This window comes from Actinoplanes oblitus, assembly GCF_030252345.1.
GTDB lineage: Bacteria > Actinomycetota > Actinomycetes > Mycobacteriales > Micromonosporaceae > Actinoplanes > Actinoplanes oblitus.
Genome location: NZ_CP126980.1, coordinates 5091243 through 5114633, shown reverse-complemented (window position 1 = coordinate 5114633; position 23391 = coordinate 5091243). Strand labels below are relative to the sequence as shown.

Genomic DNA, 23391 nt, shown 5'->3' with positions numbered 1-23391 from the left:
TCAACGACCCCGGAAAAACGAAACCGCCTCGGCGAACGCCAAGTCGGTCAACACCGGATCGTGCCGCGCCCCCACATCCCGCATGAACGCATGCTCCCCACCGGCGAAAACGTGCAACTCCACATCGTCGAGACCCGCCGCATACAACGCACCAACCGTCGCCAACCGCGCCTGCGCCGGCACATGCGGATCCCGCGACCCGAACACCACCATCAACCGGCCCCGAATCTCACCCGCCCGCGCCAGCGAATCCGCGACATCCGCACCCAGCGCACCATTGTGCAAACCCGTCGGATAAAAACACACCGTCGCCGACACCCGCGGATCCAACGCCGCCCGAAACGCCAGATGCCCACCGATACAAAACCCGGTCACCAGCAACGACGACACCTCAGCACGCCGCTCCAGATAATCCAGAACAGCCACCCGATCCGCATCGAACTGCGCCGTCGACATCGCCGCCGCACCCGCCAGACCCCGCGCCTTACCCGCATCGTCGAACTCCAGCGCCACCCCCGCCAGCTCACCCCGCGGATAAATCTCCGGCACACACACCACAAACCCCGCCGACGCCAACCGGCGCGCCGACCGCAACGTCGACTCGGTCAGCTGAAAAATATCCGTATACAACAGCACACCGGGAAACACCCCACCACCGGCCGGACCGATCACGACCGCGCGGATGTCACCGATCCGCACCTCATCCTCACGCAACCTCATGCCGATCAACCTAACGCGGGGGAGCGGCACCCGAATCAGCCCAACTCCCGCAACACCCGGTTGGTGCGATTCGACGCGATCGCTGCCCGCTGCTGCTCCGCCGTCACCTCGATGTAATTCTGCGACGTCGCCAACGACGCATGCCCCAGCAACCGCATGATCTCCGACGCGTTCGCCCCGTCCTCCGCCAACCGCGTCGCGAACGTATGCCGCAACGCATGCAACTGCGCACCCCGCGGCACCCGATCACCAATCCCGGCCCGCCGGAAGCACGACCGCACCAAATACTGCAAACCACCCCGCTGCAACGGCGCCCCATGCCGATCCACCAGCAACGGATCCGACGGCACCACCCGACCGAACCGCACCCGCCGACTCGCCACATACCGCGCCACCGCCGCGTCCAACCCATTGTCGATCGGCACCACCCGAGGCCGCCCACCCTTCCCGGCCACCTCAACCCGCCGCTCACCGTCACGACCCGACACCGAACCAACCCGCAAACCCAACAACTCCGACAACCGCAAACCCGCACACAACGCCAACGCCAGCACCAGCACGTCCCGCTCCGGCCACGGATCCCGCTGCCGCTCATCCACCTGCGACACCACCCGCAACAACTGCTCCGGCGTATCCTCACCCCGCAACGGCTTGGGGGAGTGCGCCACCATCCGCGGCTTGTCCACCGCCGACATCGGATTCCCCGCCACAACACCCTCCGTCACCAAGAACGTGAAGAACGCGTTCCACGACGACCACGCCCGCGCCACCGACGCCGGCGCCCGCTGCGCGGCGAACCGCGCGAACGCCGCCCGCAACACCCGGGGGGAGAGGTCGGCAGGGGCGAGCGGCACCGGCGACACCAGCCGCAACACCAAGGTCAAATCCCGCTGGTACGCCGCGAGGGTGTGCGCCGAAGGCTTGCGGGTGGCCCGTGCCGCCAAGAACTCGTCGACGAGCTCGGCCAAGGGGGTGGGGGGCTCAGCGGCTGATTCGTGCTGCATAAGAGATATTATGCATGATATATCCGCATTTGTGCCTGGATGGACCTTAGCATGCGACTGGATCAGTTGCGTAGGCTTTCACCCGAATCCGGGGCAAGCGGCGCCCAAGAGGGCTCGACACGATCGGCTGGCCTGAGGTTGGCGGCGAGTCGGCGGAAGGCAGGAGGTGCCCGACCCGCGGAAGCGGGGAGGGTTTCCTGATCACCCCTGTCGCGCAAGCGGCGCACACCATTTTTCGGCACGCCGCGCGCCAACCAGTCACAGTCCCGCCCAACCCTGGGGGTTGCCCCCGCTAGGCAGTGTGGCGCAAAAGGCGCCGGGCTGATCGGCGGTCTGTGGACAAGTCGCTGCTGTGGAAAAGCTCGGAAGCCCTCGCGGGAAGCGTCCGGCCCCGTCGCGCGTGAAGCCGTCCGAGCCCTATACGTGAAGCACGCGGGCCCGGCGTGCACTCCACGGGCGCTCACGAACCAATTCGCCCACGCATCGGTTCCAGGAGAACCCTCCTGAGTGCTCCGTCGCCTGTGTCGAACGCCTGTGCGGACAGCCTTCAAAACCTGCGCGGGTGGCCTGAGCGCAGTGCTCGCAGAAGGATGCCGCAGCGGACCCCGGGACTGCCGGAGGCGCCCGATCAGACGCCACGCTCCTGCGTGCTGGCCCTGGAGTTCCGCCGGCTGGTCCGCACAAGCGCGGGGGGTGGGCAATGCGGTGTTAGCGACCCCTCTCCGCGCTCTAGTTGACATAATATAGATTATCGACCTGATATTTTAGGGCCGCGGACGAGTCGATGGCGGTCGGCGCTCAGGCAGGCAGATCACCGTCTCGGCGGCGCGACGAGACGAGACGGGTCTGCGCGTTCCGATGGTCACCGGCACCCATGACGGCTGCGCTCTCCGGTCGGCGCACAGCTGTTCGAACCGGGCCCGATGCGTCCGCCTGTGCATCACCGCGTTGCGCTGGAGTTGATGTGCGTCCGTTTCCAGGCGATGTGCGGTGGATTTGACGATGTTGCGGTGAGCCGCCTGGCGGCCACTTCCCTACTCACCGCGGGATCGGCGTGGCCGGGGTAAGGCGGCTGCCCGGCTACCCGGAGCCGGGCAGCCGCAACCGATCTGGCCGGGTGGCAAGTGGACCGCCTCTTCCCTGGTCTCGACCGCCCGAGACACCGTCGTCAATTCCGGGTTGACGGCGTGAGCGGTGCCGTTCCCCTGTCGCTGGCCGGGAACGGTGCTGTGGGCGTACCGGAAATCGGTTTGTGGTGGTGGATGGTGAGGTGGGTGTGCAGGGATCGGAGGAAGTCGGGGGCGTCGAAGGCGGTGCCGGCGGAGGCGACGCCGTGGGTGACACGGGTGCGGCCGGTGAGGACGCGGTCGGTGGCTTCGACGACGAGTGGGGCGCTGATGGCGTAGATGTCCTGGCCGGTGGCGGTGATGCGGCGTTGGGTGGTGCCGGTGCGGATGAGGACGTCGACGGTGAAGGTTTCCGGGGTGTCGCGGCGGGGGCCGGCGTTGGCGAGGTCGGTGGCGGCGGTGGTGGTCATGTAGGTGGTGATGTGGTGGGCGCGCAGGTGGGTGGGGAGGGTGACGACGTCGGCCATGGTGAATTCGGCGAGGACTTCGCGGGGGCCGAGGGGTGGTGGGAAGGGCCAGGTGACGGTGGTGGGGGCGTCGTCGTGGTGGTGCAGGGCGCCGTTGGTGTAGCGCAGGCGGCGGCCGCCGCGGCGTTGGGTGGAGACGGTGCCGGAGGCGAGGGTGCCGGGGGTGGGGTGCCAGCTGGTGAGGCCGTAGGCGATGTGGATGGTGTCGGCGTGGGTGTCGCCGTCGAGGGCGGTGGTGGCGAGGAGGTCGCCGAGGCCGCCGTAGAAGGCCATGGCCGGGATGATCAGGGTGGTGGCGTCGGTGTGGTGGGTGAAGGTGTCGAGGTTGGCTTCGATTTCGGCGGCGACGTCGAGGTAGGGGATGCCGGCGCGGCGGGCGGCGTCGATCAGGGGGCCGGCGGTGGTGGCGAAGGGTCCGGCGGTGTTGATGACGGCGTCGGCGCCGTGCAGGGCGCGGTCGAGGGAGTCGGGGTCGTCGACGGTGGCGTGTCGTGGGTGGTCGTCCAGGGTGTGCAGGGTGGTGAGGTCGCGGCCGAGGAGCAGGGGGTGGTGGCCGCGGCGGCGTAGTTCGGTGGTGACGTGCCGGCCGGTGTGTCCGGTGGCGCCGTAGACGGCGATGGTGTGGCTCATGTGTTGATCTTTTCGTGGTGGTGGCGGGCGGGACAGTGTCGGGAACGACGTGGTCCATACAATTTCCGACATGAGGTCGGTTGCGGTGGCTGCCACGGACGGGATGCTGCATTTCGAGTTGGCTTTGGCGTACGAGGTGTTCGGCTCGCGTCCGGACGCGGTGTCGGTGCCCTGGTACGAGGTGCGGGTGTGTGGGGATGCGCCGGTGCGGCTGGGGCGGTTCGTGGTGGAGCCGGATGTCGGGCTGGCCGGGTTGGCCGATGCGGGGACGGTGATCGTGCCGGGGTTGGCGGATGTGGATGCCGCTCCCCCGGCGGGTCTGGTCGCGGCGGTGCGAGCGGCGTATGCGGCGGGTGCGCGGGTGGTGTCGTTGTGCACGGGTGCGTTCGTGCTGGCGGCGGCGGGGTTGTTGGACGGGTTGTCGGCGACGACGCATTGGGCGCATACGGAGCAGTTGGCGGCGCGGTTTCCGCGGGTGCGGGTGGATCCGGATGTGCTGTATGTGGACAACGGGCGGGTGTTGACGTCGGCGGGTAAGGCGGCGGCGATGGATCTGTGTCTGCATCTGGTGCGGTTGGATCATGGGCCGGCGGTGGCGAATGTGGCGGCGCGGCGGTTGGTGGTGCCGCCGCATCGTTCGGGTGGGCAGGCGCAGTTCGTGCGGACGCCGGTGCCGCAGCGTTCCGGGCATGTGTTGTCGGAGTTGCTGGCGTGGGTGGTGGCCCGGCTGGATGAGCCGTTGACGGTGGAGGATCTGGCGCGGCGGGCGAATCTGAGTTCGCGGCAGTTGGCGCGGCAGTTCCAGGCGGTGACCGGGACGACGCCGTTGCAGTGGTTGTCGGCGCAGCGGGTGCGGCGGGCGCAGGAGTTGCTGGAGTCGACGGACGACAGTGTGGAGGTGATCGCGGTGGCGGCGGGGATGGGGACGGCGACGACGTTGCGGCGGCATTTTCAGCGGGTGGTGGGGGTGGCGCCGGATGCGTATCGGCGCACGTTCCGGGTGTGAGGTGCGGTGGTCAGGGTGCGTCTCGACGCGGCGCCGGGGTCCGGTGGCGGTCCGGGTCCGTTCGAGCGGTTGAACGTCGCCAAGGTGGACGGTATCTGGCGGGGCGTGCCGGTTGTTGTCGGTGGGTGCTGGTAGAAAGGGGCCCTCTGATACAGGCGTACGAAGGTGGGGCGACGGTGGCGGCGGGTGTGGAGGTCCGTGGGTTGACCACGGAGGAGTTGGATGGGGTTCGGGAGGCGCTGGCGGCGGGGCGTAAGCCGCGGGTGCAGTTCACCGAGTCGGCGGGGCAGATCGCGGGGCAGATCGGTCAGGTGGTGGCGCTGGAGGATCCGGCGGTGTCCGAGGAGTGGGTGGTGGTCCGGTTCGGCCGTGACGAGTTGCCGTTCTCCCCCGGTGATCTGCGGATCGCGCCCCGAGGTGCGACGGCGCCGAAAAAGGTGGTGGCGCCCGAGCCGGAGCCGGAGCCGGTGTTGTCCGGGCCGGAGTTTCTGATCGACAAGCCGGTGGAGCGCAAGCCGGCGCCGGTGCAGCGTAAGAGTGAGGATGTGCAGGACGTGACAGCTCCCGCGCCGCGTAAGGCGGCTCGCCCGGTGAAGGCGAAGCCGGGTCCCTCGTTGACGGTGACCCTGGCTTATGGGGAGGGTGAGTGGACGGTGGGTGCCACTCAGGGGGCCAAGCCGTTGGCGAAGCCTTACGTGATCCGCCCGGCGGAGGCGTTGAAGATGGTGCAGTTGATCGACGTGCCGGGGGTGCAGGAGGCGGTGGAGCAGATCCTGTCGGCTGAGCGGGCGGAGGCCGAGCAGCAGGCGCAGCGGTTGCGGGCGGAGCTGGCCGAGATCGAGGCGCGGCTGGCGGAGCTGGGTGAGGCGGGTTCGCCGGCGTCGTGAGCGCCGGTGCGCGGAAGGGTGCTGGTGGCCGCCCGCCTGGGGCCCAGGTGATGGCGGTGATCTGCCGTGGGGTGCCCCAGGAGGCGGCCTCCAGCAAGCCTTGTCGCGGTTAGTCGCGCCGGCGCCGGTTCATCGGCGCCTGGTGGCGTGGGTGTGGCGGGTTCAGAAGATGTTGAAGCGCTGGTTCCAGTCACCGACGCAGTCCCACACCTGCAGCAGGGCGCCGTTGGTGAAACTCTTGCCCTGCACGTCGAGGCAGCGGCCGCCGGAGGCGTTCTTCAGTTTCCCCCATTTGTCGCCGGGCGCGACGGGCACGAACTGCCAGGCCTGGTTGGTGATCCAGCCGGTCTGGCAGGTGTACTGGTAGACGGGTGTGCCGTTGGCGTCCGGTGCGTCCGTCGACTTGTCGAGGCACTTCCCGGAGTTGACGTTCTGGATCTGGTAGACGCCGGAGCCGCGCACGATCTCGGTGATGCGCCACAGCTGGTTGCTGTTGTTGGCGGTCTGCCGGTCCCAGATCTGGACCTGTCCTCGGTCGTCCATCGACCATTTCTTGACGTCGAGGACCTTGGGTCCGATGTGCCCCGACGGTGTCTTCACGCTGATCCAGGTGGTGATGGTGTCCGCCTGGGCGGGTGCCGCGACGCTGAGCAGTGCCGCCGGCGCGATCAGCAGAGCCGTGAGAAAAGCAATGATTCCCCGTGGTGACATGGGGTCTCCCCTTGTCATGACTGCCGGTACCCCCGTGGTCCGGCGCCCTCAGTCTCGGCGGGTGGCCACCGCGAAGGCAATGGCGGGGGTGTGCCGAAAAAAGCGCCCCACCCGCGGTGGGGTGGGGCGCTGGCGGCGGCGGGGGTTACTGGGCGGCGGGGGTTACTGGGCGGCGATGGTGCCGGTGGACAGCAGCAGGATGAGCAGGGAGCCCAGCGCGATCCGGTAGAAGATGAAGACGCTGTAGGAGTGCTTGGCGACGAACTTGAGCAGCCAGTTGACGGCGAAGTAGGCGACCACGAAGCTGACCGCGGTCGCGACGATCGTGTTGACCCAGCCGACGCCGGTGGAGATGTTGTCGTACTCCTCGACGCCCTGCAGGATCGAGGCGCCGGTCAGGGCCGGGACGGACAGGAAGAACGATAGTTTGGTGACGGTCACCCGGTCGAAGTCGCGCAGCAGGCCGGCGGACATGGTGGAGCCGGAGCGGGAGATGCCGGGGATCACCGCGAGGCACTGGACGACGCCGATGATCAGCGAGTCCTTCCAGGTGATGTCGTCCTCGTGGCGGTACTGGGTGGCGGCGTGGTCGGCGAAGGCCATCACGGCCGACCACAGGATCAGCGCGATCGCGACGAACCACAGGCTGCGCAGCGTGGTCTCGATGGCGTCCTTGAAGGTCAGGCCGGCGATGACGATCGGGACGGAGCCGATGATGACCGCCACCGCGAACCGGAAGTCCGGGTGCTCGCGGGCTGCCGCGCTGGTCAGGCCCTTGAAGAAGGCGGGGACGATCCGGACGATGTCCTTCATCAGGAAGATGATGGTGGCCAGCACCGCGCCGGACTGGATGATCACTGTGAAGGCGGTGATGTCCGGGTCGTCGAGGCCGAAGCCCATCATCTTTTCCATGATGGTCAGGTGCCCGGTGCTCGAGACGGGGAGGAACTCGGTGATGCCCTCCACGGCACCGAGCAGAATTGCCTGGAAGATGTTCAAACCCTGATCCCGCCCTTTGTAGCTTGCCTGACCGGGTTCCGAGCATAGGGGGACGGATCAGGCGGACCGACGGCGGTCCCGGGCCGCGGCGATCGTGTACGCGGGGTCACGGTCCAGGTTGTGGCGGTCACGGTCGTAGCGGCGGGTGGTGCGCGGGTCGGCGTGGCCCATGGCGTCCTGGACGTCTTCGAGGGGGACGCCTTCGGCGCGGGCGGTGGTGGCGAACGCGTGCCGCAGCGAGTGCGGGGACATCTTGGCGGCGCCCGGGATGCCGGCCTGTTCGGCGAGGCGGCGCACCAGGCGGAAGACGGCGTGCCGGTCGATGCGGGCGCCGCTGGCGGTGGTGAACAGCGGCCCGTCGCCGGCGCCGCGCACCCGCAGGTACTCGTCGAGCCTGGCGGCGGCGCCCGGGGTGAGCACCCGGCGGCGGGGCCGGCCGCCCTTGCCGATGAACCGGATGGTGCGGTGCCCGCGTTCCCAGCCGAGGTCGGCCAGGTCGAGGCTGACCAGCTCCCCCACCCGCAGGCCGAGGTCGGCGAGCAGGGTGAGCACGGCGCGGTGCCGGACCGCTGCCGGTCCGGCCTGGCGGTCGGCGGCGGCCAGGACGGCGTCGACCTGGTCGGGGGTCAGTCCGACGGTGGCCGAGTGGTCGCGGTCGACGTAGGGCCGGTCGGCGCCGCCGACCGGGTTGGCGTCCACCGCGCGCAGTTTGACCAGGAAGGCGTACCAGGAGGACAGTCCGGACAGCTTGCGGGCCACGGTCGCGGCGGCCATCGGGCGCGCTTCCAAACCCCTGGCGTACGCGTTGACGTCCAGGAACGTGGCCTGCAGGGGATCGAGTCCCCGTTCGGCGCACCAGCCGAGCCAGGACGCCACGTCGCGGCGGTACGCGTCGCGGGTGTGCTCGGACAGTCGCCGGTTTTCCAGCCACGCCTCGGTGAACTGGGTGGCGGAGGTGGTGACGTGGGGCAGCAGCGACATGCGGTTCATGGTCTCAGCTTTCGATCACCGCGCCGTCCGCGACATGCCAGTGCCGGGTGTGCCCGACGGCGTCGGCGAAGTACCTGTCGTGCGAGACGGTCAGCAGGGTGCCCCGGTAGCGGCGCAGCGCCTCCTCGATGACGTCGAGGGCGGCGAAATCGAGGAAGTTGGTCGGTTCGTCGAGCAGCAGCACCCGGGCCGGGCTGTTGACCAGCACGGCGAGCAGCAGGCGGCGCAGTTCCCCGGCGGACAGGTCACGCAGCCGGGCGGTCCACTGGTCGGTGTCGAACTGGTGGCCGGCCAGCAGCCGCTCGGCGTCGTCGGCGTAGACCGGCACCTGGGAGCGGAAGTAGTCCAGGACGGTGGTGTCCACCCGCAGGTGGTCGGTGGTCTGCGGCAGCACGGCCACCTCGGGGTGGCGTGCGGCGATGGCGCGCAGCAGGGTGGTCTTGCCGGCCCCGTTGCGGCCGGTGATCAGGATCCGGTCGGCGCGGGTGACGTCCAGGTCCACGTGCGCGAGCAGGACCCGGCCGGGATGCGACACGGTCAGGTCGCGGACCTTCAGGACGATGTCGCCGGGGTCGCCGTCGTCGTCCGGGAAGGCCAGGGTCAGTGGCGGGCGCCGGCGCGGCTCGGCGATCCACCGGACCGAGGCCATCTGCCGGCGCAGGCGGCGCTCGCGGACCTTCGCCTTGCGCGCTACCAGACGCGCGACGCGCCGCAGGTGGGGTGCCTCGGCCCCGGAGCGCACGGTGTTCTCCACGCCCTGGGCGTACCCCTTGGTCCTGGCGATGTCGACTTCCCAGCGGGCCCGGTCCTTCTCCTGGGCCTCGTAGTCGAGCAGCAGCCGCTGCCAGCGGCGTTGTTTCTCCTGCCGGTAGGCGGTGTAGCCGCCGCCGGGATAGTCCTGCGGCTGCTCGTCGATGCCGTCGAGCTCGATGATGCGGGTGGCGACCGCGTCGAGGAACGCCCGGTCGTGGCTGACGGCCAGCACCCCGCCGGGGAACTCGCGCAGCCAGTCCCGCAGCCAGGCGGCGCCCTCGGCGTCGAGGTGGTTGGTCGGCTCGTCGAGCAGCAGCAGGTCGGGGCCGGCCAGCAGGGCGCGGGCCAGCATCAGCCGGGCCTGCTCGCCGCCGGAGATCTGCGCCAGCGCCAGACCGTCGTCGAGGTGGTCGATGTCCAGCCGCTGGCGGATCTCGGTCAGCCGGGTCTCGGCGGTCCAGCCGCGCAGGGCGGTCCAGCGTTCCTGGGCGGCGGCGTAGGCGTCCAGGACGTCGTCGCCGGCGGCGAGCCGGCTCTCCAGCTCCCGCATGGTGGCGGTGACCTGGGCCAGCTCGCCGAGCCCGGCGGCCAGGTAGGCGCCGACGGTGCCGGCTGGGTCCGGGATCTGCTGGGTGACGTGGGCGATCGCGGTCCCCGGTGCGCGCACCACCGCGCCGTCGGTGGGTGGCAGGTCGCCGGCGAGCACGCGCAGCAGGGTGGTCTTGCCGGCGCCGTTGGGCCCGACGAGCCCGATCCGGTCGCCGTCGCGCAGGACCAGGTCGAGGCCGGCGAAGAGCAGGTCGCCGTCGTGGGCGCGGGCGAGCGAGGTGGCTTTGAGATGAGCGGGCATGCGGGAGCCTTCCGGAAAGCGGAGCCGACGGATGTCGCAGGTGTCGGGTGGCTCTCACATCGGCTGTTCGTGCTCCTCGCGCTCGGGTCCGGGTCCGCGGCCCACTCTGCCCGTGCGGCCCCGGCCCCGCAACCGAAAAAACGTTTCGCGTACGCGGTGAGCGCTCAGCCGGCCGTCACCGCCGCGCCGAGGCGCCGCATCCCCGCGGTGATCTCGGCCGGCGTGCTGGAACTGAACGACAGCCGCAGCGTGGCCGGGTCCGGGTCGGTGGCGTAGAACGGGGCGCCGGGCACGAACGCCACATCGTGGTCGAGGGCGCGGGGCAGGATCGCGGCGGTGTCGGCCGGCCCGGGCAGCCGGACCCAGACGAACATGCCGCCGTCCGGGTCGGTCCAGCGCGTCCCGGCGGGCATGATCCGTGGCAGCATGCCGAGCATGGTGTCGCGGCGTTCCCGGTAGGCCGCGCGCAGCCGGGCCAGGTGCGCGTCCAGGTCGGCGGTGGCCAGGTAGGCGGCCGCGGCGGCCTGGTCGATCGTGGAGGTGTGCAGGTCGGCGGCCTGTTTCGCGACGATCAGGGCGGCCCGCAGTGCGGCCGGGGTGCGCAGCCAGCCGAGCCGCAGCCCCGGCGCGCCGATCTTGGAGAGGCTGCCGAGGTGGATGACCCGGTCGCTGCCGGCCGCCATCGGGGTCAGGTGCGCGCCCCGGTAGCGCAGCTCGCCGTACGGGTCGTCCTCGACGATCCAGACGCCGTGGCGTTCGGCCAGGGCGACCAGCGCGGCCCGGCGGCCGGCGTCCAGGGTGCGCCCGGTCGGGTTGGCGAACGTCGGCACCAGGTAGAGCAGCTCGGGACGCTCGCGGGCGAAGACGTCGGCGACGCTGTCCGGGTCGTCGGGGGTGATCGGGACGAGCCGGGCGCCGGCCATGCTGAAGCACTGCAGGGCGGCCAGGTAGGTGGGCTGCTCGACGGCGACGACCGCGCCCGGGTCGAGCAGGGCGGCCGCGACCAGGGCGAGGGCCTGCTGCGACCCGGTGGTGATCAGGAGCTGGTCGGCGCCGGTGGGCAGGGCGCGACCGGTCATCCGGGCGGCGACCAGCTCGCGCAGCCGGGCGTCGCCCTCGGTCGGCGCGTACTGCAGGTGCCGGCGGGCGGCCGGACCGGACAGCGCGGTGTCGAACGCGGCGCGCCAGGCGGGCACGTCGAACAGTTCCGGGGCGGGCAGACCACCGGCGAACGAGATGATCTCCGGGCGGTTGATCAGGGCGAGCAGGTCGCGCACGGGTGAGCTGGCCACGGCGGCCAGGCGCTGGCTGGGCATGACGGGAGTCCGTTCCGGTGGGTGCGTGGGTGCCCACGGTCGGCGGACGGTCGTGCCATCGGCGCGCGCGGCGAGGAAACGGCCTGGTTGAGGCGTCTGCGGGAAGCCTAACGCCGGTTCAGGACCGGATTGGACCCGGAATTGGTTTGCCCGCCGGTCCATCCGGCGGTGCGTGAACCCGGCCGACAGAGGTTCTGGTCTGGCGATGAGTTTGGCAGGCTGCGGTGGTCTGACAGCCGACCGCACCTGACGTGAAGGAGCACTGTGATGGCGAAGCTGATCTCGACGCTGTTCATCTCGGCCGACGGGGTCGCCGAGATCGATCCCGACTGGCATTTCCCGTACTTCGACGAGAACATGGGCCGGGCGGTCAGCGAGGACTACGAGAGCGCCGACGTGCTGCTGATCGGCCGGGAGACCTACGACAGTTTCGCCGGGGCGTGGCCGGATCGCGAGAGCGGCGGTGGGGAGGACGCGCCGTTCGCCAAGCAGCTCGGCGACATGCGCAAGGTGGTGGTGTCCCGCCGGTCGCCGGAGTTCACCTGGCGCAACTCGGAACGGCTCGACGGCGAGCTGGTGCCCGCGGTGACGGCGCTGAAGCAGACCGCCGGGGTGCGCGCGATCCTGATCCCCGGGTCGCTGTCGGTGGTGCGGCAGCTGCTCGCGGCCGGGCTGGTCGACGAGCTGCGGCTGCTGGTGCATCCGGTGGCCGCGCGCAAGGGGCGGCGGCTGTTCGACGAGGGCGACCGGCCGTACCACCTGAAGGTGACGTCGACCGAGGCGTTCCCGACCGGGGTGCTCCGGGTGATCTACGCGCCGGGCGAGGCGCCCGGGCAGGCCGGATATGACGACGCCAAGGACAAGCTCGGCTGAGCGTCTGCGGTGGGCGGGGTCGCGGTGGCGCCGGCCCCGCCGCACGGGCGGCGCGTCATGCGGCCACGGCCAGGCGCATGCCCTGCGCGTCGGTGACGCCCAGCCGCGACGCCATGGTGCTGCGCGCGGCGATCTGCGCGGCGTACGCGGCGCGGCGCCGGGTGACGCAGCCGTCCTTGACGACCGGCGCGGCGACCTGCTCCATGTGGGTGGTCAGGCCGTCGCGCAGCAGCGCCAGGGCCTCGGTGCGCAGCTGCGAGACCCGCGACTCGGTGACCCCGAGCTCGGCGGCGACCTCGGACAGCGGACGCTCCTGCAGGAAGGACGCCTCGACCACGAAACGCAGCCGCTCGGGCAGCACGGCGACCGCGTCGTGCAGGTAGCCGAGGCGCTCGCGGTGCAGCAGCATCTCCTCCGGGTTCATCGACGACTCGGTGACCATGTCCTCGGCCGCGCCGGCGGTGAAGCCCTGCAGCGACAGCACGGCCGCGCGCTGCACGTCGTCGTCGACGCTGGCGAGCTCGTTGACCGCGACACCGAGCAGCTCGGACAGCTCCTCCGCGGTCGGGGTGCGGCCCAGCTGGCGGGTCAGCTCCTCGCGGGCGACGTCGGCGCGCCGGGCCCGGGCCCGCACCGAGCGGCTGGCCCAGTCCATGCCGCGCAGCTCGTCGAGCAGGGCGCCACGCACCCGGACGGCGGCGAACCGGCCGAACGGGATGCCGCGCGACGCGTCGTACGCCTGGGCGGCGGTGACCAGGGCGGCGTAGCCGGCCGAGGCCAGGTCGTCACGGTGCACGTGCGGCGGCACCTTGAACAGCATCTCGCGGACCATGTGCCCGACCAGCGCCATGTTGTCGCGGATCAGCTGCTCCTGCTCGCGGGTCACGGAACGGACGGCGGTGGTGCTGGTGGCAGTCGGCGAAGTGGTCGCGGTCATGTCGATTCCCCCCGTGGTGGTGGCTGCAGGGGGAACTTTTCGCGGCTACGGGTGCAGCAAGTGGTCGCTCTCGGTTGCCGCTCGGTTGCACTCCGAATTTCTTCTCAAGTACCGGGGTCGGCCGCATAGCAGATCCGCGGCCCGCCCGTCGCGCCTTTGACAGGCACGCTGACCAGCTGTTTCCGGGCAGCCGAGGGCCGGCAGCCGAGGGGGCGGCCAGGTCGGCGGGGCGGCGGGGCGTGGCGAGAGTGGGGCGGCGGGCGGGCCCGGCAGCGGTCCGCCCGCCGTGGGTCAGCCGAGCAGCCAGCCGTTGTCGACGGCGAGGCGGACGGCTTCGGCGCGGGTGCGCGCGCCGGTCTTGCCGATGGCGGCGGACAGGTGGTTGCGGACCGTGCCGTCGGACAGGCGCAGCTCGCGGGCGATGTCGGCGACCGTGCCGCCGTCGCGGGCGGCGCGCAGCACGTCGGACTCCCGCTCGGTCAGCGGCGAGTCGCCGTGCGCCAGGCTCTGCGCCGCCAGGGCCGGGTCGACCACCCGCAGACCCTGGTGCACCCGGCGGACCGCGTCGGCCAGCTGCCGCGCCGGGGTGTCCTTGACGACGAACCCGCTGGCCCCGGCCGCCATCGCCTGGCGCAGATAGCCGGCCCGGCCGAACGTGGTCACCATCAGCACCTTGCAGCCGGGCAGCGACTCCTGCAACAGCCGGGCCGCGGCGATCCCGTCCAGGCCGGGCATCTGCACGTCCAGCAGCGCCACGTCGACCTCGTGGGCGCGGGCCGCGTCGAGCACCTCGTCACCACGGCCGACCTCGGCGACCACCTTCAGATCGGGCTCCAGGTCGAGCAGGGCCGCCATCGCGCCGCGGACCAGCGCCTGATCGTCGGCCAGCAACAGTTTGATCATGAGGGGACCTCCACTCGTACTCGGAATCCGGGCCGGTCCCCCCGCTGCCCGGCGATCAGTCGTGCACCCAGCTCGTCGGCCCGCCGGCGCAGCCCGGCCAGGCCCTGCCCGCCACCGGCGGTCGACGTGCAGCCCTGCCCATCATCGACGATCTCGACACTGTCCGGGCACAGCCGCACCTCGGCGTGCCGCGCCCGGCTGTGCCGCACGATGTTGGTGACCGCCTCCCGGATCGTCCAGGCGAACAGTTCCCGGTACCGGGTCGGCACGTCGTCGGCGGCGCCGGGCAGCTCCGCCTTGACGTCGGCCGCGGCCAGGGCGGCCTTGGCCGCGGCGATCTCACCGGGCAGCGAGATGCCGCGCATGTTCAGCGCCGTCGCCCGCACGTCGGCCAGGGCGTCGCGGGCCAGCGACTCCAGGTCGCGCAGCTCGGCGCGGGCCCGGTCCAGGTCGACGTCGAGCAGCCGCTGGGCGAGTTCCGCCTTGACCGCGACGACGGTCAGCGAATGCCCGAGGATGTCGTGCAGGTCCCCGGCGATCCGGGAGCGTTCGTCGGCGACGGCCAGCTCGGCGAGCTCGTTCTGCGCCTGGATCAGCCGGCCCTGCCGTTCGAACGCCAGCCGCATCCCCCAGGTGGCGGCCGCGGCGAGGACCACCGCCAGGGCGTACCCCTGGCTGGTCGTGCGCCACTCCGGCACCACCCGGATGGCGACCTCCACCGCGACGGCGATGGTGACCGCCACGGCCAGCCCGGACCGCAACGGCAGGCCCATCACCGCGCTGGCCGCGATGTAGACGGTGCAGGTCAGGATGTGCTGCCCGGCGGCCGGCAGTTGCAGCAGGGCCAGCGCGAGCAGGACCAGCAGGCCGAGCCAGATGCGCAGCTCCGACGGCGGGTAGCCGCCGTCGGAGCGGGGCTTGCGCATGATGCTGACCAGCAGCACGTAGGTGACGGCGAACAGGGCCAGGGCGACCAGGCCGACGTCGCGCCACATGCCGGCCGGATGCCGCAGCAGCGCGTTGAGGTTCTCACCCAGGTAGAACAGCCAGATCGCGGCGAACACCCAGCCGGCGCGGAAACCGACGCGGCCGGGTGTCTCCGAAGGTGCCGGGGCCATGACAGGAACGGTACCGGCCAGTCAGACCCGGGCGGTGTCGCGGCGGAAGCGCCAGATGGCGCCGGCCGCGAACAGCGCGGTCCACACCACGACGCTCAGGATCGCCTGCCACAGGTTGTCGCTGTGGGTCAGCGGGTAGCGGGCCACCTCGCCGACGCCGTACACCGGGGTGAACTTGGCGATCGTCTCCAGGGTGCTGCCGAGCTTGTCGACCGGGACGAACAGGCCACCGGCCAGACCGAGCAGGCCCAGCGCCGGGCCGAGGATCTGCATCACGTTCTCGCTGGGCAGCAGGTAGCCCATGAACAGGCCGAACGCGGCGAACACCAGGGAGCACACCCAGGACAGCAGGGCGCAGGCGATCCACGGGCCGGTGTCCAGCTCGGCGCCGGTGAACGCGCCGACCACGTTGACCACCGCCACCGAGACCGCGCCGATCACCATCGCCAGCACCAGCTTGACGCCGATGTAGGCGGCGGGTCGCAGCGGGGTGAGCCGCAGCTGCCGGCTCCACCCGGCGGCCCGCTCGATGGAGACCATCGCGCCGCCGGAGGTGGTGGCCAGCATCGCCCCGTACACCGCCATGCTGACCATGACGTAGCCGGTGACGTTGCCGTTGCCGACCTGCTCGTGCTTGTAGTTCGCGCTCGTGCCGAACAGCAGGAAGAAGACGGCCGGCATGATGAACGTGAAGATGACGGTGCGCTTGTTGCGGATCAGCCGGCGCAACTCCAGGGCCAGCATGCCGAGGCTGAACCCGCCGAACCTGGGCAGGGTGCGCGTCTGCGCGGTGGTGGGGGTGGCGGTGGCGGTCATGCCGCGGTCTCCTCGTCGGCCGTCAGGGTCAGGAACGCGTCTTCCAGGTTTCGGGAGGTGATCTCCAGGTCCCGCGCGGCGGTCTGGGTGAGCAGGTAGCGGGCGATCTCGTCGGTCTCGCGGCCGTGCAGGTAGACGGTGTCGCCGCGCACCTCGGAGGACTCGACGCCGGGGATCCGGGTCAGGTCGGCCAGTTCGGCGCCGGGCAGGGTGGCCCGCACGGTCCGGCCGGCGGCCAGCGCCTTGACCTCGGCGGCGGTGCCGTCGGCGACGATCCGGCCGCGGCGCACCAGCACGATCCGGTCGGCGTACGCGTCGGCCTCCTCCAGGTAGTGGGTGGCGAAGATGACGGTGCGCCCGCCCTCGGCGTCCTCGCGGATCGCGTCCCAGAACTCGCGGCGCCCGCCGACGTCCATGCCGGTGGTCGGCTCGTCCAGGATCAGCAGCGCCGGGTCGGGCAGCAGCGCCATCGCGAACCGCAGCCGCTGCTGCTGCCCGCCGGAGCACTTGCCGACCAGCCGGTCGCCGATGTCGGCGATCCCGGCCCGCTTGAGCGCCACGTCGACCGCCGAGCGGGGCCGGCCGAACAGCGCGGCGGTCAGCCGGACGGTCTCCGCGACGGTGTAGTCCTTGAGCAGGCCGCCGGTCTGCATCACCGCGGACACCAAGCCCAGCGCGACCGCCTCGTGCGGCGGCCGGCCGTACACCCGGGCGGTGCCCTCGGTGGGCTGGGACAGGCCCAGCAGCATGTCCACGGTGGTCGTCTTGCCGGCACCGTTGGGCCCCAGCAGGGCGACCACCTCGCCGGGGCGGATGCGCAGGTCGATGCCGTCCACGGCGGTGACCGCGCCGAAACGTTTGACCACGCCGTCCAGGTTCACGGCCAGCTGCCCCGTGTCGGCGGCCGTGAGGTCGGGTGAAGCGGTGAGCGTCATACCGACAGTGTCGTGGCCCCGCCGCGCCCGGTCCCCGGCTATGCGTCACGGCTCGCCCATGACAAACGTCAGTATGTGCTTTGCGCCACGACGCGTATCGACCACACTTCGCGGATGGAACCGCTGCAGAGCGCCCTGATCGTCCCGATTCCGGAGGCCGAGCCGGCCGTCGCCGGTCTGCGCGCCCGTCTCGACCGGTCCGCCTCGTGGGGGGTGCCCGCGCACATCACCGTCATCTTCCCGTTCCTGCCGCCGGAGCAGCTGAGCACGCCGGCCCTGGCCGCGGTGCGCCGGATCGCCGCCGGGGTACCCCGGTTCTATCTGAGCCTGGACAAGCTCGGCTGGTTCGACCAGCGGGTGCTGTGGCTGTCACCGAACCCGGCCGAGCCGTTCCGGGAGCTGACCAACCGGCTCGCGGTGCGGTTCCCGGCGGCCCAGCCGTACGGCGGCCAGTTCGCCGAGGTGATCCCGCACCTGACGGTCGGGCACGACCAGCCGGCGCCGGCGCTGGCCGACGCGGCCGCGCAGCTGCGGGAGCGACTGCCGATCCGGGCCCGGGTCACGGCGCTGCGGCTGATCACCGGCCGCCGCGAGCCGGGTGACTCGTGGCAGACGCTCACCGACTTCCCGCTCGGGTGACGCCGCCGCGGCGTACCGGAGGTCAGCTGCCGGAATGATCCTGGCCCGGTTCCTGCGGGCCAGCGACGACCACCGGTTCGACGGCGGCCTTGGTCAGGCCGAGGCCGTTGAGCAGGCCGCCGTCCGGCTGCTCCTCCTCCAGCAGGGCCAGCAGCACGTGGCCGGTGCCGATGTCGTCGTGCGACAGGCGCAGCGCCTCGCGGAAGGTCAGCTCCAGCGCCTTGCGGGAGCGGGCGTCGTACGGCGTCAGGGTGGGCAGCTCGTCGACCCGCTCGGGCAGGGCCGCGACCAGGCGCTCGCGGACCCCGTCCAGGTCCAGGCCCTGCGCGCGGACCGCCGCGACGGCCAGCCCCTCCGGCTGGTCGAGCAGGCCGAGCATCAGGTGCGCCGGGGTGATCTCCCCGTTGTGGTGCCGCTTGGCCTGGTTCATCGAGGCGACGATCGCGCTGCGGGCGACGGTGGTGAAGCGGTTGAAGCCCTGCGACATGTCGATCTTGTCTTTGGCGACGAACCGTTTCTGCGCGGCCTGCTTGCTCACGCCCATGCTGCGGCCGATGTCGGTCCACGAGGCGCCGGAGCGGCGCGCCTGGTCGACGAAGTGGCCGATCAGGTGGTCGGCGAGCTCACCGAGGTGGTCGGCGAGCAGGACCGCGTCGGAGAGCCGGTCGAGCGGGGCGTCGGGACGGTTCTGGGTGATCGCGGTGATCAGGTCGTCCAGCCGGACGGGCGGGGTAATCTGCGTCATGCCGTCAACCATAGGTTGACGAAGCGGGCACCGTCAACCGTGAGTTGACGATCTAGGGCGCTGCCGGGCAGGCATGTGCGGCATCGGGCAGGATGACCGCCATGACGAGCAACCCGATCCGGCACATCACCGTCGACGCCCGCGACGCCGTCACCATCGCGACGTTCTGGGCGGCGCTGACCGGTTACCAGCTGCACGAGGAGTCCACCGCCGAGGAGGCGCTGCTCACCCCGGCGTTCCCGGACGCGCCGGGGATCCTGTTCATCAAGGTGCCGGAGGGCAAGACCGCCAAGAACCGGCTGCACCTGGACATCCAGCCGCCCACCGGTACCCGCGACGAGTTCGTCCCGCAGCTGCAGGCGGCCGGCGCCACGATCCACGAGGACCACCGCAAGCCGGACGGCACCGGCTGGGTGACCATGCTCGACCCGGAGGGCAACGAGTTCTGCGTGGAGCGCGGCGCCGCCGAACGCGCCGCCTAGGAGTTCCGGGCGGCTTCCCGCTTGCCGCGCCTGCCCAGCGGCACCTCCGACATGTCCACCGTCTGCGAGGTGATCTTCTTGTAGCCGTACCCGTGCTCCTCCAGCCAGGCGACGGCCTTCATCTCCGCGCGGATCGCGGCCTGCGGGATCTCCTTCTCATCGGCGACCTGCTCGGCGAAGCGGAAGGTGAAGAACGGGCGGGCCGCGATGTCGTAGGTCAGGTGACCCTGCTCGGTGTACCGCACACTCAGCAGGTCGTCACCGCCGCCGGCGGCCAGCTCGGCCTTCTGCTCGTCGGTCAGGTTGTCGAAGGACCCGCGTACGGTCACGCGAATCGTGCGGCTCTCACTCATCGCGACAGTATCGGCCGCCGGCGGCGATCACCGACAGCCGATTACCGATGGTGTCAGCCGGCCAGGAACTCGTGGGCGCCGCGCAGCCGGGTGCGCAGCAGCTGCTTGGCGCGGTCCAGGACCAGGCGTACGTCGGTCGGCCGGCTCAGCCCCAGCGCGGCCAGGCTGGTCGCCGGGATCGCCGCGACGTCCAGGCCCTCCCGGCGGGCGACCAGCACACCCAGGTCGTAGCGGCTGACCGGATCGGCGCCGGCCACGTTGAGCACCCCGGCGTAGTCGCCGCCGGCCAGTTCGAGCAGGGCGTCGGCCAGGTCGTCGACGTGCACCGGGGTGCGGATCTCGTCGGTGAACAGCGCGCCGGCGACCCGGCCGGCGATCAGGTCACGGGTGAGGATCTCGTGAGCGCCGTCGCCGTCGCCCAGGATGATCGAGGTCCGGACGATCGCGGCGCCCGGGTCGACGGCGCGGACCGCGGTCTCGGCGGCGGCCTTGGCCGCACCGTACCGGTAGACCGGGTCCGGCAGGGCGCTCTCGTCGTAGTGCACCTCGCGGCCGGAGAAGATCGCGTCGCTGGAGACGTGCACCAGGCGGAGGCCGCGGGCGGCCACCGCCAGGTGCGCGGCACCGTCGGCGGTGGACGGCCAGTCGTTGCGGTCCCGGCCGGCGGCGGTGTGCACGATCGCGTCCGGCCGGACCTCGGCAAGCACCCGGCGGATACCGGCCGGGTCGCGGACGTCCAGGTGCACGCCGGCGGTCGGGGCGGGCTTCGACACGTAGGTGCCGATCGGTTCCCAGCCGGCCGCCGCGGCGCGGGCGACGACCCGCCGCCCGAGCGCACCACTGCCACCGGTGATCAGAAGACGTCGCGTCACGGCCCGCAGCCTAGCCCGGTTCTCGCCTGCTCCGGCGCCCGGCGCGTCACCGGCCGGCCGAGCCGGGTGCACCCGGCGACGATCGGCGTCCGGCGGCACCGAGGCAGCGCAGGGCCGCGTCGCGCGACGCGGCCGTGGCGCTCAGCAGCGGCAGGCGTACCGAAGGGGTCGGAATGCGGCCCCGCGCGTGCAGCACCGCCTTGATCACCGTGGGGTTGGGCTCGGCGAACAGGGCCGCGGACAGCGGGGTGAGCTCGTGCCCGAGCTTGCGGGCGGCGTCCAGGTCACCGGTCTGCCAGGCGCGGGTCAGTGCGGCGAACCGGTCGGTGGCCAGGTGCGCGGAGGCCAGGATGCCGCCGGCCGCGCCGAGCGCGAGCAGCGGGGACAGGAACAGGTCGTCGCCGGAGAGGACGGCAAAACCGGGCGGCGGGTCGGCGAGCAACGCGATCACGTCGGCGTCCAGGGCGCCGGTGGCGTACTTGATCCCGATCACCCGGTCCAGCGCGCCGATGCGGCGCAGGGTCACGGCGTCGAGCGGCTGGCCGGTACGCGGCGGCACGTGGTAGATCACCAGCGGGACCGGGCTGGTCGCGGCGAGCGCGGTGAAGTGCGCGAGGACACCTCGCGGTCCGGGCCGCACGAACGGCGGGACCAGGGTCAGCGCGGCGCTGACCCGCTCGTCGGGCGGGCCCAGCAACGGCGCCGCGTGCGCCGCGCACACCCGGGACAGCACGGCCACGACACCGTCGCGTTCCCCGGCGGTCAGCGCCGACGGCTCCCCGGTGGTGCCGAGCGCGACCAGGCCGGTCGCGCCGGCGTCGAGGACCTCGTGCGCCAGCCGCTCCAGCGCGTCGAAGGCGACCGCACCGCAGGCGTCGAACGGGGTGATCATCGGGACGAAGACGCCGGTCAGCTCCATGCCCGCAAGCCTGCCCGCCGGCCAGCATCAGATCCAGTTCACATTTCTGACGTAAACCGTAAGCTGTGCTGATGCTCGACGTGCGGAAACTGCGCCTGCTCTGCGACCTGGAGCGCCTCGGCACGATTGCCGCGGTGGCCCAGGCCCGCTGCTACACGGCCAGCGCGGTCTCCCAGCAACTGTCGGCGCTCGAGCGGGAGGCGGGCGTCGCGCTGCTGGAGCGCACCGGGCGGCGGGTGGCGTTCACGGCGGCCGGTCAGGTCCTGGCCCGGCACGCCGCCCGGGTGCTGTCCGCGCTGGAGGAGACCGACGCCGCCCTGGCCGCGGTGCGCACCGGGCCGGCCGGGCCGCTGCGGATCGGCGCGTTCCCGACCGCGGTGCGCACCCTGCTGCCGAGCGCGCTGGTCAGCCTGGGCCGCGCCCATCCGGCCCTGGAACTCATGGTGACCGAGGTGGACCCGGCCGACGTGCCGGCGGCGCTGCGCGAGCGGCGTCTCGATGTGGGGCTGCTCAACGACTACGACATCGCGCCCGGTGACGTCGATGCCGATCTCGACTCGGTGCCGCTGCTGGACGAGACGGTGTTCCTGGCGGTGCCGGCCGAGGTGGACTGCGACTCGCTGGACGCCGCGGCCGGCCAGCCATGGATCATGGCCAGTGCCGGGACGTTGTGCCACGAGGTGACGGTGCGGGTCTGCGCCGGGCACGGTTACACGCCCCGGGTGCGGCACCGCGCCGACGACTTCGCGACGGTTCTCGCCCTGGTCGGCGCCGGTCAGGGCGTGTCGCTGGTCCCGCGGCTCGCGGCCGCCGCGCCACCGCCGACGGTCCGGCTGATCGCGCTCGGCCTGCGACGGCGCACCCGGATCGCCTATCGCCGGGGTGCCGCGACCCATCCCGCCGTCGCCGCGCTGATCGCCGCGCTGACCTGAGGATCAACACCCCGATTCGGGTACGCCCACCGCGCCCCCGTAAGGGTTAACCGCTCCGATAACCCTTGCCGCCGTCATGGCAGTCCCGTCCGCAGGACCAGCTTGCGCAGCAACCCGGCGAGTTCCTCCCGCTCCGCCGGGTCGAGCAGGGCCAGCAGCGACGACTCGGCGGCGCTCTCCGCGTCGGTGTGCCGCTCCCACGCCGCCAGCCCGGCGGGTGTGAGCCGCACCCGGACCCGGCGCCGATCCCCGTCCGCTGTCGTGCGGGTGATCAGGCCGGCCAGTTCCAGGGGCCGCAGCCGCGCCGACAGCGCACCCCGGGTCAGCCCGAGCCGGTCGGCCAGCTCCGACGGGCTCTGCTCGAACGGCTCCCCGGCGCGCCGCAGCATCAGCAGCACCTTGTACTGCCACTGCTTGAGCCCGCTCGCGTCCAGGGTGGCCCGCCGCAGCTGGGTCAGGTGCCGGCCGAGCAGCGACAACCGGCCCATGATCGCCTCCCGGACCGGGTCGAACCCGGGCAGCTCCCGGGACCACAACTCGACGTGGTCGTCGACGGCGTCGCGCACGCGTACCCCCAAAGTAGTTTTCTTGTGGATAGTTTTTCGGATAACTACCGTCCGCGGTATGACCGACCTCGATGAAATCGTCGCCGCGGCCCGCGAACTCGCCTGGGCCGGACGGTGGCAGCGCGCACTGTCCCTGCTGGACATCACCGCCCCGGCCGCCGCCGAGGCCGACCGGTTCCGGATCGCCCTGACCGCGGCCGAGGTCGCCCTCGAATCCGACTGGTTCGCCGGCACCGGCCTGGCCGCCGCCCGGCTGGCCGCGGCCGGACGGCTCGGCAGCCACGGGGACCTGGACCTGCTGATCCTGCGGCACGACTATTGGCGACTGATGCACCCGGGCGGCACGTGGTCACCCGGGCCGGACGGCAAGGACCCGCGACAGCTGGACGAGCTGCGGGACCGGGCCGCCCGGCTGGCCGCGCGGGCCGGCGATCCGGTACGGCACGGCTGGGCGCGGATGTACCAGGGCCTGATCGCGGACAACCTGCTGGCCCGCCCCGATCAGGCGGTCGCGCACTACGCGGCGGCGCTGCGGGCCGGCGAGGGCACCGACCCGCGCCTGGAACGGGAAGCGCTGCGCCACCTCGGCGACCACGACCGGGACAACGGGGACCTGGACGCGGCGTACCGGCGGTGGGCGCGGGCGACCGAGCTGAGCAGCGCCACCGGCATGCTGCCCGGCCTGCTCACCCAGCAGATCCTGCTCGCCGTGCTGGCCCGCGACAACGGCGACGAGGCGGGCGCCCGGATGCTGGCCCGGGAGATCGCCCGCAGCGCCGGGGCGGCCGGGGTGACCCGCGCGTATGCGCAGGCCACCGCCCTGCTCGCGGCCTGACCGGTC

25 protein-coding genes are annotated in these 23391 nt (G+C 71.9%); 7 read left to right on the top strand and 18 right to left on the bottom strand.

Annotation, left to right across the window (positions count from 1 at the left end; genetic code table 11):
- The 3 genes from Actob_RS23065 to Actob_RS23055 all read right to left on the bottom strand — a co-directional run bounded on the left by Actob_RS23065 (position 1) and on the right by Actob_RS23055 (position 3948).
- Positions 1-720, bottom strand: a complete 720-nt coding sequence (locus Actob_RS23065; protein WP_284913867.1) for a dienelactone hydrolase family protein — start codon at positions 718-720, stop codon at positions 1-3.
- A 35-nt stretch (positions 721-755) separates the two neighbouring features.
- Positions 756-1724, bottom strand: coding sequence for a tyrosine-type recombinase/integrase (locus Actob_RS23060; protein ID WP_284913866.1), 969 nt, complete (start codon positions 1722-1724; stop codon positions 756-758).
- Between the two features lie 1168 nt (positions 1725-2892).
- Positions 2893-3948 carry an NAD(P)H-binding protein gene (locus Actob_RS23055; RefSeq protein WP_284913865.1) on the bottom strand — a complete coding sequence of 352 codons (1056 nt, stop codon included), beginning with the start codon at positions 3946-3948 and terminating at the stop codon, positions 2893-2895.
- A gap of 70 nt (positions 3949-4018) precedes the next feature.
- On the opposite strand from Actob_RS23055, the gene Actob_RS23050 reads away from it, so the two are divergent.
- Together Actob_RS23050 and Actob_RS23045 are read left to right on the top strand one after the other, a co-directional pair.
- The gene (locus Actob_RS23050; RefSeq protein WP_284913864.1) at positions 4019-4954 is read left to right on the top strand and encodes a helix-turn-helix domain-containing protein; all 936 of its coding nucleotides are present in this window, start codon (positions 4019-4021) and stop codon (positions 4952-4954) included.
- A 188-nt stretch (positions 4955-5142) separates the two neighbouring features.
- Positions 5143-5841: a hypothetical protein gene (locus Actob_RS23045; protein WP_284922374.1), complete on the top strand. Its 699-nt coding sequence runs from the start codon at positions 5143-5145 to the stop codon at positions 5839-5841.
- A gap of 162 nt (positions 5842-6003) precedes the next feature.
- On the opposite strand, the gene Actob_RS23040 is transcribed toward Actob_RS23045, so the two are convergent.
- The 5 genes from Actob_RS23040 to Actob_RS23020 all read right to left on the bottom strand — a co-directional run bounded on the left by Actob_RS23040 (position 6004) and on the right by Actob_RS23020 (position 11460).
- Positions 6004-6552 (bottom strand): RICIN domain-containing protein, encoded by a 549-nt coding sequence (locus Actob_RS23040; protein WP_284913863.1) that lies wholly within the window; start codon positions 6550-6552, stop codon positions 6004-6006.
- A 162-nt stretch (positions 6553-6714) separates the two neighbouring features.
- Positions 6715-7551, bottom strand: a complete 837-nt coding sequence (locus tag Actob_RS23035) for an undecaprenyl-diphosphate phosphatase (RefSeq protein WP_284913862.1) — start codon at positions 7549-7551, stop codon at positions 6715-6717.
- A 57-nt stretch (positions 7552-7608) separates the two neighbouring features.
- On the bottom strand, positions 7609-8541 hold the full coding sequence (locus tag Actob_RS23030; protein WP_284913861.1) for a tyrosine-type recombinase/integrase: 933 nt from the start codon (positions 8539-8541) through the stop codon (positions 7609-7611).
- A 4-nt stretch (positions 8542-8545) separates the two neighbouring features.
- Positions 8546-10144 (bottom strand): ABC-F family ATP-binding cassette domain-containing protein, encoded by a 1599-nt coding sequence (locus tag Actob_RS23025; protein ID WP_284913860.1) that lies wholly within the window; start codon positions 10142-10144, stop codon positions 8546-8548.
- Positions 10145-10308: 164 nt separating this feature from the next.
- Positions 10309-11460: an aminotransferase-like domain-containing protein gene (locus tag Actob_RS23020; protein ID WP_284913859.1), complete on the bottom strand. Its 1152-nt coding sequence runs from the start codon at positions 11458-11460 to the stop codon at positions 10309-10311.
- A 267-nt stretch (positions 11461-11727) separates the two neighbouring features.
- Here Actob_RS23020 and Actob_RS23015 point away from each other — a divergent pair, with 267 nt between their 5' ends.
- Positions 11728-12333, top strand: a complete 606-nt coding sequence (locus Actob_RS23015) for a dihydrofolate reductase family protein (RefSeq protein WP_284913858.1) — start codon at positions 11728-11730, stop codon at positions 12331-12333.
- Between the two features lie 55 nt (positions 12334-12388).
- Here Actob_RS23015 and Actob_RS23010 read toward each other — a convergent pair whose 3' ends face one another.
- The 5 genes from Actob_RS23010 to Actob_RS22990 form a co-directional block, all read right to left on the bottom strand.
- Entirely contained in the window at positions 12389-13270 is an 882-nt protein-coding gene (locus Actob_RS23010) for a sigma-70 family RNA polymerase sigma factor (protein ID WP_284913857.1), read from the bottom strand.
- Positions 13271-13561: 291 nt separating this feature from the next.
- The gene (locus tag Actob_RS23005; protein ID WP_284913856.1) at positions 13562-14173 is read right to left on the bottom strand and encodes a response regulator transcription factor; all 612 of its coding nucleotides are present in this window, start codon (positions 14171-14173) and stop codon (positions 13562-13564) included.
- Positions 14170-15291 (bottom strand): sensor histidine kinase, encoded by a 1122-nt coding sequence (locus tag Actob_RS23000; RefSeq protein WP_284913855.1) that lies wholly within the window; start codon positions 15289-15291, stop codon positions 14170-14172. Before Actob_RS23000 ends, Actob_RS23005 begins: the two co-directional genes overlap by 4 nt.
- A gap of 21 nt (positions 15292-15312) precedes the next feature.
- Positions 15313-16107 carry an ABC transporter permease gene (locus tag Actob_RS22995; protein WP_284913854.1) on the bottom strand — a complete coding sequence of 265 codons (795 nt, stop codon included), beginning with the start codon at positions 16105-16107 and terminating at the stop codon, positions 15313-15315.
- Complete coding sequence (locus tag Actob_RS22990) at positions 16104-17042, bottom strand: ABC transporter ATP-binding protein (RefSeq protein WP_284913853.1); 939 nt, start codon at positions 17040-17042, stop codon at positions 16104-16106. Before Actob_RS22990 ends, Actob_RS22995 begins: the two co-directional genes overlap by 4 nt.
- Positions 17043-17156: 114 nt before the next feature.
- Here Actob_RS22990 and Actob_RS22985 point away from each other — a divergent pair, with 114 nt between their 5' ends.
- Positions 17157-17681 (top strand): 2'-5' RNA ligase family protein, encoded by a 525-nt coding sequence (locus Actob_RS22985; RefSeq protein ID WP_284913852.1) that lies wholly within the window; start codon positions 17157-17159, stop codon positions 17679-17681.
- 22 nt (positions 17682-17703) lie between these two features.
- Here the strand turns inward: Actob_RS22985 and Actob_RS22980 are convergent, their stop codons facing one another.
- Positions 17704-18438 (bottom strand): Clp protease N-terminal domain-containing protein, encoded by a 735-nt coding sequence (locus tag Actob_RS22980; protein ID WP_284913851.1) that lies wholly within the window; start codon positions 18436-18438, stop codon positions 17704-17706.
- A gap of 89 nt (positions 18439-18527) precedes the next feature.
- Here Actob_RS22980 and Actob_RS22975 point away from each other — a divergent pair, with 89 nt between their 5' ends.
- On the top strand, positions 18528-18908 hold the full coding sequence (locus Actob_RS22975; RefSeq protein ID WP_284913850.1) for a VOC family protein: 381 nt from the start codon (positions 18528-18530) through the stop codon (positions 18906-18908).
- On the opposite strand, the gene Actob_RS22970 is transcribed toward Actob_RS22975, so the two are convergent.
- The 3 genes from Actob_RS22970 to Actob_RS22960 are packed head-to-tail and all read right to left on the bottom strand — an operon-like array spanning position 18905 to position 21052.
- A complete protein-coding gene (locus tag Actob_RS22970; protein ID WP_284913849.1) occupies positions 18905-19261 on the bottom strand; it encodes a DUF6204 family protein in 357 nt (118 codons plus the stop codon). The genes Actob_RS22975 and Actob_RS22970 overlap by 4 nt on opposite strands.
- Positions 19262-19314: 53 nt before the next feature.
- Positions 19315-20133, bottom strand: a complete 819-nt coding sequence (locus Actob_RS22965) for an SDR family oxidoreductase (RefSeq protein WP_284913848.1) — start codon at positions 20131-20133, stop codon at positions 19315-19317.
- Between the two features lie 46 nt (positions 20134-20179).
- A complete protein-coding gene (locus Actob_RS22960) occupies positions 20180-21052 on the bottom strand; it encodes a dihydrodipicolinate synthase family protein (protein WP_284913847.1) in 873 nt (290 codons plus the stop codon).
- 71 nt (positions 21053-21123) lie between these two features.
- Here Actob_RS22960 and Actob_RS22955 point away from each other — a divergent pair, with 71 nt between their 5' ends.
- The gene (locus Actob_RS22955; protein WP_284913846.1) at positions 21124-21984 is read left to right on the top strand and encodes a LysR substrate-binding domain-containing protein; all 861 of its coding nucleotides are present in this window, start codon (positions 21124-21126) and stop codon (positions 21982-21984) included.
- Positions 21985-22058: 74 nt separating this feature from the next.
- Here the strand turns inward: Actob_RS22955 and Actob_RS22950 are convergent, their stop codons facing one another.
- On the bottom strand, positions 22059-22550 hold the full coding sequence (locus Actob_RS22950) for a MarR family winged helix-turn-helix transcriptional regulator (protein ID WP_284913845.1): 492 nt from the start codon (positions 22548-22550) through the stop codon (positions 22059-22061).
- 58 nt (positions 22551-22608) lie between these two features.
- Between Actob_RS22950 and Actob_RS22945 the strand changes: the two genes are divergently transcribed.
- Positions 22609-23385, top strand: a complete 777-nt coding sequence (locus tag Actob_RS22945) for a hypothetical protein (protein ID WP_284913844.1) — start codon at positions 22609-22611, stop codon at positions 23383-23385.
- Positions 23386-23391 lie beyond the last annotated feature (6 nt).